The organism is Porphyromonas sp. oral taxon 278 str. W7784 (genome assembly GCF_000467855.2).
Lineage (GTDB): Bacteria > Bacteroidota > Bacteroidia > Bacteroidales > Porphyromonadaceae > Porphyromonas.
Map to the genome: position 1 here is coordinate 185298 of NZ_KI259221.1, position 12725 is coordinate 198022.

The 12725-nt window shown below is 54.6% G+C and carries 10 protein-coding genes; 7 read left to right on the plus strand and 3 right to left on the minus strand.

Features of this window, described 5'->3' with window-relative positions; translation table 11 throughout:
- Positions 1 to 23 precede the first annotated feature (23 nt).
- From HMPREF1556_RS00780 to HMPREF1556_RS00790, 3 genes are all read right to left on the minus strand, one after another.
- Positions 24 to 611, minus strand: a complete 588-nt coding sequence (locus HMPREF1556_RS00780; protein WP_021666257.1) for a chromate transporter — start codon at positions 609 to 611, stop codon at positions 24 to 26.
- Positions 608 to 1177: a chromate transporter gene (locus tag HMPREF1556_RS00785; RefSeq protein ID WP_021666258.1), complete on the minus strand. Its 570-nt coding sequence runs from the start codon at positions 1175 to 1177 to the stop codon at positions 608 to 610. The genes HMPREF1556_RS00780 and HMPREF1556_RS00785 overlap by 4 nt, the downstream gene beginning before the upstream one ends.
- A 120-nt stretch (positions 1178 to 1297) precedes the next feature.
- A complete protein-coding gene (locus tag HMPREF1556_RS00790) occupies positions 1298 to 3358 on the minus strand; it encodes a M13 family metallopeptidase (RefSeq protein ID WP_021666259.1) in 2061 nt (686 codons plus the stop codon).
- A 953-nt stretch (positions 3359 to 4311) separates the two neighbouring features.
- On the opposite strand from HMPREF1556_RS00790, the gene HMPREF1556_RS00795 reads away from it, so the two are divergent.
- From HMPREF1556_RS00795 to HMPREF1556_RS00825, 7 genes are all read left to right on the plus strand, one after another.
- Positions 4312 to 4755 carry a helix-turn-helix transcriptional regulator gene (locus tag HMPREF1556_RS00795; RefSeq protein WP_021666260.1) on the plus strand — a complete coding sequence of 148 codons (444 nt, stop codon included), beginning with the start codon at positions 4312 to 4314 and terminating at the stop codon, positions 4753 to 4755.
- 55 nt (positions 4756 to 4810) lie between these two features.
- Positions 4811 to 5587: a dihydroorotate dehydrogenase electron transfer subunit gene (locus HMPREF1556_RS00800; protein WP_021666261.1), complete on the plus strand. Its 777-nt coding sequence runs from the start codon at positions 4811 to 4813 to the stop codon at positions 5585 to 5587.
- 1 nt (position 5588) lies between these two features.
- Positions 5589 to 6515, plus strand: coding sequence for a dihydroorotate dehydrogenase (locus HMPREF1556_RS00805; protein WP_021666262.1), 927 nt, complete (start codon positions 5589 to 5591; stop codon positions 6513 to 6515).
- A 1329-nt stretch (positions 6516 to 7844) separates the two neighbouring features.
- Entirely contained in the window at positions 7845 to 8759 is a 915-nt protein-coding gene (gene pyrB, locus HMPREF1556_RS00810; protein ID WP_021666268.1) for an aspartate carbamoyltransferase, read from the plus strand.
- A 27-nt stretch (positions 8760 to 8786) separates the two neighbouring features.
- A complete protein-coding gene (locus tag HMPREF1556_RS00815) occupies positions 8787 to 9254 on the plus strand; it encodes an aspartate carbamoyltransferase regulatory subunit (RefSeq protein WP_021666269.1) in 468 nt (155 codons plus the stop codon).
- A complete protein-coding gene (locus HMPREF1556_RS00820) occupies positions 9251 to 9832 on the plus strand; it encodes a flavin reductase family protein (protein WP_021666270.1) in 582 nt (193 codons plus the stop codon). Before HMPREF1556_RS00815 ends, HMPREF1556_RS00820 begins: the two co-directional genes overlap by 4 nt.
- An 83-nt stretch (positions 9833 to 9915) precedes the next feature.
- Positions 9916 to 12504 carry an endonuclease MutS2 gene (locus HMPREF1556_RS00825; RefSeq protein ID WP_021666271.1) on the plus strand — a complete coding sequence of 863 codons (2589 nt, stop codon included), beginning with the start codon at positions 9916 to 9918 and terminating at the stop codon, positions 12502 to 12504.
- Positions 12505 to 12725 lie beyond the last annotated feature (221 nt).

Consider the following 12725-nt stretch of genomic DNA (forward strand, 5'->3'; position numbering starts at 1 on the left):
AAGGATAGGATAGCGTAAGAGACTTAGCTAGGGAAGACACTATAGAAGACCATCCCGAAGATACCAGCCAGTGCAAGGATCTTCAGCGGGCTGACCTTGAAGCGGTAGACGGAGATGAAGGCTAGAGCGAAGAGGATGAGGCTGACGACGAACTGTAGGAGCGCCGTACGAGGTGCCCCGAAGTTCTCCGCATTCATCAGTACCAGCGCTGCTGCAGCTACGAGCCCTACGATCGTCGGACGTAGCCCCGCAAAGATGCTCTTGATGATGGGGCTCTCCTTATGCTTGAGCAGGAAGCGACTCACCACGATCATGAGGATGAAGGGGAGCCAAAGGATGGAGAGGGTAGCCAGCAGAGAGCCCAGCATGGCGAGCTCAGTAGGATAGCCCGCATTGAGCACGGAGGTATAGCCCACGTAGGTCGCCATATTGATACCCAGAGGACCAGGAGTCATCTGACTCACCGCCACGATGTCGGTGAACTCCGCCGAACTTAGCCAGCCGTGCTTATTGACTACATCATCTTGGATCAGCGAGAGCATAGCATAGCCTCCGCCGAAGCCGACGATACCTATCTTGGAGAAGACAAGGAAGAGCTGTAGGAAGATCATGATCGGGAGGCTTTCTGTTTGCCCTTGAGGAGTCCATAGCCCCAACCTGCCAGTGCTGCGATGAGGATGATGTAGACGGGGGAGACCCCAAGGAAGTAGATGAGGGAGGCAGAGACGAGTGGGATCCAGAGGGTATAGCGGGTCAGAGAGGCTGACCGAGCCATCGAGAAGACAGGCGCTGCTATCAGAGCCACGACGACGGGACGAATGGCTCGGAATGCATACTCTACGAGTTGGATCTCCTTGAACTGCTGGAAGAGGGTAGCTAGGATCAAGATGATGATGAAGGAGGGGAGGACATTGCCGAGGGCTGCGAGGAGTGCCATACGCACTCCGCCGAGCTTATGCCCGATATGGCTCGCCATATCTACGGCGAAGATCCCTGGGGTAGCTTGGGAGACCGCTAGGATGTCCATGAACTCCTGCTGGTCGAGCCACTTCATGCGCTGGACGATCTCATGCTCCATCATCGGGATCATCGCATAGCCTCCGCCGATGGTCGTCACGCCTATCTTGAAGAAGATACCGAAGAGCTGTCTCTGCTCCTTACGTGTCATTCTATTCATTCTGTATGCCTTAGAGTCTGCAAAGATAGTGTCTTCTCAGTGGAGTCCTCTAAAAAGAACGCTACCGACTGCGAGGTATATACTCCAGTCGGTAGCGTGAATAGTGGGAGAGGGGATGCCCTACCAGACGACTACACGGTCCTTGGGGGCTAGGTACATCTTATCTGTAGGACGGATATTGAATGCCTTGTAGAAGGGATCGATGTTCTTCAGTGCCTGATTGACACGCAGGAGACCAAGGCTGTGGGGATCGAGCTTCGTAAGACGACGTATCTCAGCTTCGGTGATATTCTGTCCCCAGAGGCGAGCATAGGCGATATAGAAGCGCTGTGCTGGCGTGAGGCCATCGATCTTCGTGGTCTGCTGTCCTTCGCTAGCAAGCTGGAGAGCCAGATAAGCAATAGTGAGACCGCCCTGGTCTGCGATATTCTCCCCGAGGGTCAGTTCACCATTGGCCTTAAGCCCTGGAGCTACGGTGACCGAAGAGAACTGCTTAGCCAGACGCTGGGTCGTCACCTCGAACTTCTGACGGTCCTCAGCCGTCCACCAGTTGTTCATGTTACCATCCTTGTCGAAGTTCGACCCTTCATCGTCGAAGCCGTGAGTCATCTCATGGCCGATGACGACACCGATAGCACCGTAGTTCACAGCGTCATCAGCTTCCATGTTGAAGAAGGGAGGCTGTAGGATCCCAGCAGGGAAGCAGATCTCGTTGGTGGTAGGCATGTAGTAGGCATTGACCTCCTGTGGGCTCATGAGCCACTTTGTGCGATCTACGGGCTTGCCTAGGTCCTTGAGGTTGTCTGCTTGCATGAAGCGTACTGCTGCCTCGAGGTTCTGATAGTAGGTCTTCGACTCATCGATATCGAGGGAGCTGTAGTCCATCCACTTGTCGGGATAGCCGATCTTGACGATGAAGCTACTGAGCTTCTCTTGAGCACGCTTCTTCGTCTCCTCACTCATCCAGGTGAGGGCATCGACACGCTGTCCCAGTGCCTTCTGAAGGTTGTGCACGAGCGTGAGCATACGTTCCTTAGCTTCGGGAGAGAAGTGACGCTTGACATAGACTTCACCGAGGGCTTCACCGAGGACGCTCTGTACGACGCCGACGCTCCGTCTCCAGCGGGGGTGCATCTCCTTACGACCACTCAGCTGCTTACCGAAGAAGTCAAACTGTGCCTGCTCAAAGGCTTCGCTCAGCGACGTGGCAGCACCGCTCACCGTGCGGGAGATAAAGAAGTCTTTGAGGTCAGCTAGGGTAGCACCCTGATACCACTTATCGAAGGCCTTGAAGAAGCCTAGCTGTGTGAAGTTGGCCGTCGTGATGTTGAGCCCACGCAGAGAGAAGTATCCCTGCCAGTCGAAGCCCTTGTGCTCACGAGCGAAGTCGGCGATATTGACGATGTTGTAGTTCTTCTGTGAGTCGCGAAGCTCGGTATTGGAGTAGGAGAACTGCGCCAGTTCTTTCTCCAGACGGATGGTCGTCTTAGCGATACGGCTGGCCTCTGCCTCTGCAAAGCCTGCTAGCTTGAGGATGCGGATCAGATAAGCCTCATATCCTGCGAGGATCTTCTCGGTCTCGGGGTTCGACTCTACATAGTAGTCACGAGTGCCTAGACCGAGGCTTGTCTGATTGAGGAGGAAGATATTCATCGTGCTGTTCTTCTCATCAGCAGCGACACCGCTCCCGAAGAGCCCCCCCTGTCCGTACTCTTGATCCTGCTGAGCCAGATACTTCAGTACGTCGCCCTTGTCCTGGAGCGCTTGGACCGCCTGGAGCTCAGGCTGGATGGGCTGAGCGCCGAGTGCATTGCGCGTGGCGATATCCATAGCTTGCTTGTAGAGGACGGCTACACGGTAGTCGTTCGAGCCCTTTGTTTGGGGCTTCCCAGCGAGCTCCTCTACGATATTATGGATCTGTGCCGTGGTCGTATCCTGGAGGATATCGAAGGTCCCGAAGCGGCTATATGCTGGCTTCAGAGGATTCTTACGCATCCAGCCTCCATTGGTATAGAGGTAGAAGTTGTCCTGCGGACGTATCTTGCGATCCATATCCGAGAAGTTGATCCCCGAGGATGACTTCTGTTGGTTTGCCTTCTGTGCCCATGCACTTACCGGCGAGATCCCTTGCGCTAAGAGCGCTCCGAGACCTAGAGTAATCAGTTGCTTCTTGATCTGCATGACGATCTAGATATTAATAGTGTTGAATGATCCGTACTTGTGGTCCAAGATGGTAAACACCTATCAGCGTCTCATGGGCGGAGCACTGAGGAGGTGCTAGGGCAAAGGTACGTCTTTTCTCAGCTCAAGACGATACACGTTCACAGCACTTCCCACCTTCGGAATTCACCCCGTCCTAATACCCCTTTCTCCTCGTGCCTCTATACCATAATTATTAGGAGCTTGCATCCCCCTCAAAAACGACCCATGGTAGGTCGTCAAAGAAACCTACTGTGGGTCGTCTCGACGACCTACAGTGGGTCGCAAGGGCGACCTACAGTAGGTTTTGTTTTGCCCCCTCAAGAGCAAGGCTAGGCCGAGGGTTGTCGAGGCGAATGAATTCCCACGCTCGTCCACCTTCCTGATCCACCCTTTTACCCCCTCGAATCTCTCCCTAGATAAGCACCCCACACCGCCTGTCATCGTGACAGCCCTTCAAGATGACGAAATTCGAGGCCTTTCGATGGTTTGCTAGAGTAAATCAAGCTTTATTCAAATTCAACACAATGGATTCAAAGAAACCAACAGGGTAGTACTAGGGGATAGGGTAGTGCCAATTCAATTCAACAAACTCCACCTTAGCTGTAGGCGTACGGATAAGGTTGTTTTAATCTATTTCCCAGTGACTTACGAAGCCTACTCTTAAGTAGAGCTTTGATTTAGACCTTAAATAGAGGTTAATTGGGCTTAGTTATGAGTTAATTAGGCAAATGAATACTATGTATATCAATAGCATAGCATTGATTTATGAAGTTAAGCTTATAGGTGGATTAGAGCATTCCAAGGCTTGAATCTGGCGAATTCGCTCATCATAAACTATTGGATTCTAAATTCAAAATCAAGCAACATTTACTATTGCGAATTCAAATCGCTAACTTTGTTTGCGTAAACAAATCAGCATACACTCAGCCATTATGTCAGAGTTCATCGACCTCGCAGCCATCACTAGACGACTCCGGGAGGTGATCAATAACAGCGGTCTAACCGCTAAAGACTTCGCCACCCGAGCCGGCATTGCACCAGCGACGCTCTCCCTTAACCTCAATGAGCGACAGCTAATAAATGTCGTGACGATAAACAAGATCATAGAGCATTACCCCGAACTCGTGGATCCCTATTGGTTCCTCTTTGGGGCCGAAGGAGGTCAGCTCCCTAGACCAGCGCTCCCTTCTCCTATAGATGCCAGCGAAGGGGATGAGACGGAGAAGCTCCGCACCATCCTTATCTCCCAAGCAGAAGAAATAGCTCGCCTCAAGTCCGAACTAGAGGGGCGACGGAGCAAGGAGATTGATCACATCACAGTCTTCTATACCGACAATAGTTTCTCCTCCTTCCATTCGGACGAAAGCCAGTCCTAAGGCAGTAGATTCTGCGTATCTTTGTGGCATCAAGTCCAATGTGCATCATCACGCAATGAAAAAGTATTCGCTTCGGTTTACACTCCTTTCCACTGTGGATCTAGGAGCGGGCAGTCATCTGCTCAAGCTCTCCCTCCCCATAGAGGCTGGTATCTTCCCAGAGATGGCTCCAGGCCAGTTCGTACAAGTCGCTGTCCCAGGAGGCATCGTCCTACTTCGTCGTCCCATATCGATCTGCAATGTCTTCCCCGAGCGCCGAGAGCTATGGCTTCTCATCGGCCGTGTAGGCAAGGGAACATCAATCCTCACGGGGCTTCCCGATGGCACTTCGCTTGATCTCCTAATACCGCTGGGCAACACCTTCTCTACGGAGGGCATCTCTCGTCCTCTCCTTGTCGGAGGAGGCGTAGGGGTAGCACCCATGCTTTTCCTCGCGCGACAGTTCAGCGCAGCAGGCATTCGTCCTACGATCCTCCTCGGTGGGCGTACAGCCAGCCACATCGTACTTAGGGAAGAGTTCGAAGCCCTTGGAGAAGTCCACCTTACGACTGATAGTGGCGAGCTGGGGATCGAAGGTCGTGTGACCGATCACCCCATCTTGCAGCAAGGCTCTTTTGACCGTATCTATACCTGCGGGCCCAAGGTGATGATGATCGCCGTAGCCAAGGTGGCTGAGAGCCGTGGGATCGACTGCGAAGTCTCCCTTGAGAATACGATGGCATGCGGTATCGGAGCATGCCTCTGCTGTGTCGAAGACCTCGTAGGCAAGGGCAATACCTGCGTATGCACCGAGGGGCCCGTCTTTAACTCTACGCTTATCAAGAAAGACTAACATGCTCAAGACACAAGTACATATCGGTCGAGGTCTGACCATCAAGAACCCCGTGATGACTGCCTCTGGGACCTTCGGCTATGGGACAGAATACAGCGACTTCATCGACCTCAATCGTCTAGGGGGGATCCTCGTCAAGGGGACGACCTTACACCCTCGCCAAGGGAATCCTTATCCCCGTATGGCTGAGACTCCCTCTGGGATGCTCAATGCCGTAGGGCTACAGAATAAGGGGGTAGATTACTTCTGTGAGCACATCTATCCGACGATCCAAGACTACGACACGGCGATGATCGTGAATGTCAGCGGTTCGCAAGTAGAGGACTACATCGCTACCGCTGAGAAGATCAATGCCCTAGAGCATATCCCCGCTATCGAGCTTAATATATCGTGTCCCAATGTCAAGGAAGGGGGGATGGCTTTCGGTGTCACCTGTGCTGGAGCAGCCTCTGTCGTGCGTGCCGTACGAGCCGTTTACGACAAGACCCTCATCGTCAAGCTATCGCCCAACGTCACCGACATCACAGAGATAGCCCGAGCAGTAGAGGCTGAAGGGGCGGACTCCATCTCCATGATCAACACCTTGCTCGGTATGGCTATCGACGCAGAGAAGCGCCGTCCTGTGCTCTCGACGATCACTGGGGGGCTCTCAGGTCCTGCGGTAAAGCCCATCGCACTGCGTATGGTATGGCAGACGGCTCAGGCCGTCAAGGTGCCTATCATCGGCATGGGAGGGATCGCCACGGCCACGGATGCTATTGAGTTCCTGCTGGCAGGTGCTTCAGCGGTAGAAGTCGGCACTTATAATTTCGTAGACCCTGCAGCTACGGTTCAGATCGTCGAGGGAATTGAGAACTACATGCTTCGTCATGGTATCTCCGATGTGCACGAACTCATCGGTGCTCTTCAGATCGATAAGAAGAAATAGCCTCTCTTATATAATAAGGTATATATACACCTTACACTACAGACACGATGACCTGAAGAGCCACAGCTGACTCCCGCAGATCTAATGACAAGCCTCCCGATCAAGGTACAGACTCTTGGTCGGGAGGCTTCGTTCTGTCTAGCATCTTATCAAAAGCTGGGGTTTCACGGATAAATACCCCCAGTTGATGTGTTATGTTTAGTTTGTATCTGGGAGGGATATGAGGAGGTGGAGGCCTCAATGATCACTCCTCTCCCCGATGAAGCTCAGGGATCTCTCCCTTCTCATGTCGATTGGAGATCTTTGGTGAAGGTCTGGAATTCGTTTGATCGACGATGTCACTCAAGGGGACTTGCTCTCACTCAGAGATAGGAAGCCAATAGACTTATCTGTCTCGTCCGTGCATCTACTTCCGCCATCTCACGTATAGCTCCGAGCCTTCGACGATTACTGCAGGCACTTCTCTTCGATACATTCCACATCGATGGAGTTTCCCTGTTGCTCCTTTGTCTTACCAGCATCATCCCCTTTATTCCTCTATGAAGGATCTCGGTGGGTCGCTATGAGCCAAGTCAAAGAAGGCCATTTACAAGCTCCAGACCTTCCGAGGCATGAGCATGGGCGTAAGTAGATCCTTCGGAGACGCCCTAAGGCATCTAGCTCCTTCGAATGACACTAAGGGGTCTCCTTCTGTATCCTTACTAATGTTGCCTCACTTGCACCCTAGTGAGATATGGGCTGAGTATCATATTCCCAACTCGCAGAGCTCCATCTTCTGGAATCGATACCCGTACTTATTGCGTCAGAGTGTGCCCATCTACCTACGACGCCCTGCACGTACCGAACCTCTCCTAGAGCGTTGGATATAAGTAGGATTGGCGGAGTAAGTCAGGTTCACCGAGAGAAAGAGCAGATCCTCATCTCATATCCCGATAAGAACTTAGGATACTCCCCACCTTCTAGAGCTATGACATTCCACACGAAGAGCAATCACGACTCATACCAGCTCTTTGGCTACACTCATACTGGGCATAGCGCACTCCCCCATTTTTGTAGCCTTCGACTACCCTTCCGCAGGAGCTTTTAGTACCCCATATCTGGGGGACTGGGCCACCCTATTCATAGTGCATTCAAGCCCCCATTCATAGTACGCTCAAGGGACCCATGCATGGGGTACCCGACCGACCCATTCATGGGTCACCTCGGTCACCCATGAATGGGTGACTTTTCGGGGGCATGTCGGAGCTCATCCCTCCTTCGTCATAATCTCACTATCTTTGCTCTAGGCAATGCGAACTGCATGATGCCCATAGATCCTCTTCCAGTGATATGAAGCACTTAGTATCGATCAACCAACTCTCCTCTGAAGAGATCCTACATCTCCTAGATCGAGCCGCTCTCTTCGAGCAGAACCCCAACCGTAAGCTTCTTGAGGGGCGTGTCATCGCCACCTTGTTCTTCGAGCCATCAACACGTACTCGCCTAAGCTTTGAGACGGCCGTCAACCGTCTTGGAGGTCGTGTCATTGGCTTCTCTGATGCCTCTACCTCTAGTTCCTCTAAGGGCGAATCCCTCAAGGATACTATATCTATGGTAGGGAACTATGCTGATGCCATCGTCATGCGCCACTATCTGGAGGGGGCTGCTCTCTATGCTTCGGAGCTGGATCGAGCACCGATCATCAATGCGGGGGATGGTGCTAACCAGCACCCTTCGCAGACGCTCCTCGACCTCTATGCGATACGCAAGACCCAGGGCAGTCTCTATGACAAGACCATCGCCCTCGTCGGGGATCTGAAGTACGGACGCACGGTACACTCCCTCATCGTCGGGATGGCTCCCTTCCGTCCCCGCTTCATCTTCGTCTCCCCTCCCGAGCTAAGCATGCCCGAGGAGTGTAAGGACTTCTGTAGGCAGGCAGGTATCCCATTCACGGAGACGACGGACTTCACCCCCGAGGTGATCCGAAGTGTAGACATCCTCTACATGACGCGTGTACAGCGTGAGCGCTTCGTCGACCTCGAGGAGTACGAGCGTGTGAAGAATGTCTACGTCCTCACCGCTTCCATGCTCGAAGGCTGTCGGGAGAACCTGCGCATCCTCCATCCGCTCCCCCGTGTCAATGAGATCGCCCTAGACGTGGATGACACCCCACAGGCATACTACGTAGAGCAGGCTCAGGGAGGACTATACGTCCGCCAGTCTATCCTCTGCGAAGTCCTGGGCATAGAGATCGACGACTAGTTCACACAGCCCCTTACCTAGAGACTCATGAATAAAGATAAGATGCTCGTCGAAGCGATCCGTGATGGGATCGTCCTAGACCATATCCCCGCAGAGAAGCTCTTTCAGATCGTGGCACTCCTCCATCTCGACGAACTGTCGACACCTGTGACGATCGGCAACAACCTCCTAAGTGCTCGTCAGGAGCGCAAGGGTATCATCAAGATGGCCGGTCACTTCGTATCCGCCGAGGAGATCGACAAGATAGCCCTCCTCGCCCCCAATGTGCACCTCAACGTGATCCGTGACTATCAGGTCGTGGAGAAGCGCAAGGTCAGCCTCCCCTCGGAGATCCATGGGCTCGTGCGCTGCTCCAACCCTAAGTGCATCACCAACGCCGAGCCGATGCAGACCTTCTTCCATACTTCGATCGAAGAGACCAAGGGTGCTAAGGCTGTCCTCGAGTGCCACTATTGCGGGCGCAAGACTAGAGCAGAGGAGGCCGAACTCCTATGAGGGTAGACTGGAAGCCTGGGACGCTCATCTATCCCCTCCCCGCCGTACTCATCAGTTGCGGGTCGATGGAGGATGGCAAGGCGAATATCCTCACCGCCTCGTGGGTGAGTACCGTGTGTACCAATCCCCCGATGTGCGTCGTCGGTATTCGTCCCGAGCGCTACTCACACGACCTCATCCAGGAGCATGGAGCCTTCGGGATCAACCTCTCTACTGTCTCCATGGCACGTGAGACGGACTGGTGTGGTGTCGTATCAGGGCGGAAGATGGATAAGTTCGAAGCCTGTGGCTTCACCAAGGAGGCAGGCTCCACCCTCGGAGTACCTCTCATCGAGGAGTCACCCATTAGTCTCGAATGTCGGGTGCGTGAGGTCACCCCGCTGGGGAGCCATGATCTCTTCCTCGCCGAGGTCGTAGGCGTACGTGCCGACGAGCAATATATCGACCCCGAGACGGGTGCTTTCGACATGAAGCGGGCGGGACTGCTGGTCTATGCCCACGGCGAATACTTCGGCCTAGGCGAATATATAGGACACTTCGGCTGGTCGGTACGTAAGAAAAAGACCAAGCGACGCTAGTCCCGCACCCCTCTCCCCTACATCCACTAAGACATAGCTCTGGGGCAGATCGCACCGCCGACCTGCCCCTTATCTTGACCTGAATGAACAGCAGCAAACTAGACGTCTACCCACATAACTTCTCCGAGAAGATCGGCTATACCGAGGTACGCCACATCCTCGAGGGCTACTGCGCCTCCATCCTAGGGCAGGAGGAGATGCAGCGCCTCGAGGCTTCGTGCGACACCATAGAGATCGCCCGAGCACTAGATGAGTCCCGAGAGATGATGACCATCCTCTCTGGTGAGTCTGTCCTCCCCTCGCTAGCCCTTGTCGACTGTAGCGAGGTGCTCCGACGCATCCGTCCTCAAGGCACGTACATCGAGGAGGAAGAGCTCCTTGATCTGCTACGTATGCTGGAGACCCTACATAGTCTACAGCACTTCTTCCTCGAGGAGCATGTCTCGGGGGATCGTGCTCAGGAGACCTTCGCCTACACCTACCCTCGCCTCTCCCAGCTTCTGCAGGATACTCCCTCCTTCCCCAAGGTAGAGAGCCACCTACGCTCCCTACTTACCGAGGAGGGAAAGCTCCGTGATAATGCCTCCCGTGAGCTCCTACGTATACGCCAGTCGATCCGAGAGACGGAGCGTGGGCTCTCGGGTATGCTCCAGCGTATCCTCTCCACAGCTCGTCAGGAGGGCTGGGTAGAGCCAGACACCCAGCCGACGCTACGTGATGGCCGCCTCGTCATCCCCATGAGCCCAATGCACAAGCGTAAGCTCCGAGGGATCATCCATGACGAATCCGCTACGGGGAAGACCGTCTTCATCGAGCCCGTGGAGCTCGTAGAGGCCAACAACCATATCCGAGAGCTGGAGAGTGAAGAGCGCCGTGAGGTGATCCGCATCCTTACAGAGGTGGCTAGTCGTCTGCGCCCCAATATTCCGCACCTCCTCGGTGCCTATGCGCTCCTCGGGCACTATGATTTCGTCCGAGCCAAGGCACGCTGGGCGGGTGACGTCGGGGGAATATGCCCTCGCATCTCTGACCAGCCTACCCTCGAATGGTGGGGCGCTAAGCATCCCCTCCTTCTCCGTTCGCTCCGAGCTCAGGGTCGAAGCATCGTCCCTCTAGACATACGGCTACAAGCCCCCGAAGCTCGTATCCTTCTGATCTCAGGGCCTAATGCCGGGGGGAAGTCCGTCTGCCTCAAGACCGTCGGACTCCTGCAGTACCTCGTGCAGTGTGGGATCCCTGTGCCGATGGCCGACCATTCGTCAGTAGGGATCTTCGACCGCCTCTATATCGACATCGGTGACGAGCAGTCCATCGAGGATGACCTCAGTACCTACAGCTCGCATCTGAGGAACATGAAGCACTTCATCAAGGAGGGAGGCTCACGAAGCCTGCTTCTCATAGATGAGTTCGGTGGAGGCACTGAGCCGACCATCGGTGGAGCGATAGCGCAGGCCCTCCTCCACCGCTTCAATGATGCGGGGTGCTTCGGTGTGATCACGACGCACTACCAGAATCTCAAGACCTACGCCGAGGATCATGCTGGGCTCATCAACGGGGCTATGCTCTACGACCGCCATGAGATGCGTCCGCTCTTCAAGCTCTCAATAGGTCGCCCTGGGAGCTCCTTTGCCATCGAGATCGCCCGTAAGATCGGTTTGCCCGAAGAGGTGATCCAAGAGGTACGTGAGGAGGTCGGCTCTGACTACATCGACATGGATAAGTACCTGCAGGACGTCATCCGAGATAAGCGGTACTGGGAGACGAAGCGCCAGAGCATCCGTCAGGAGGAGAAGATCCTTCAAGAGGCTTCGAGTAAGTACGCCGAGGGGATGAGCCAGATCGCAACCGAGCGCAAGCGCATCATCCAAGAGGCTAAGAAGGAGGCTCAGCGCATCATCCAGGAGGCTAATGCCGAGATCGAGCGTACTATACGAGAGATCCGAGAGGCCGAAGCGGCGAAGGACGAAACTCGCTCGATACGCCAGAGGCTGACGGACTACAAGGAGGAGCTCTCGGCCGAAGCAGAGGCCGAGGCTCTAGCACAAGCTAAGAAGACTCAGCGGGAGGTAGAGCGTCTCCTTGCTCGACGACAGCGCCACGCCGAGCGCAAGACTAAGGGGAAGGAGACCCCTACCCTAGGACTCCGCACCGAAGCTCCAGCGACCAGCACTCCAGCGACTCAGGCACACGCCCCGCTGGAGGTCGGTAGTGTCGTCCGCATCGAGGGACAGAAGGCTCTGGGTACGATCCTCTCCATCTCCGACAGAGAGGCTAGTGTAGCGCTCGGAGCTCTGAAGACGACGATCCCACTGAAGCGTCTCCATGGGGTATCACCCGCAGAAGCTCAACGCCACCTTCGGAAGACCACCCCAGCGCAAGCCGTGCGCTCATCAGGGATCATCGATCAGATCCATCAGAAGCGACTCGGCTTCCGTCAGGAGATCGACGTCCGAGGCTTCCGTGCCTCCGAGGCTGTGGATGCTGTAGCCTACTTCGTCGACGAAGCACTCCAGCTAGGAGTCAACCAAGTACGCATCCTGCACGGCACAGGAACGGGTGCTCTACGTGAGTCGATACGCACCTACCTCAGCGGTGTCTCTGGGGTCGAGCACTTCCACGATGAGGATGTTCGCTTCGGAGGTGCTGGGATCACCGTCGTCGAGATGGCTTAGCCCAGCCTACTCTTAGAGGAGAGCTCCAGCCCGTAGGCTGAGCTCCTCTATCCCTCCCCTTTACCCTAGAGAAACTCACTTCGCCACGATGACGAAGAGAGCTCCTAGCGTAAAGGGGATATTTGTACCCCATTCATGGGTCACCGAAGCACCCCATTCATGGGTCGTCTCGGTGACCCATGAATGCCTCCCTCCGACGACCCATGTATGGGGTACTTCGG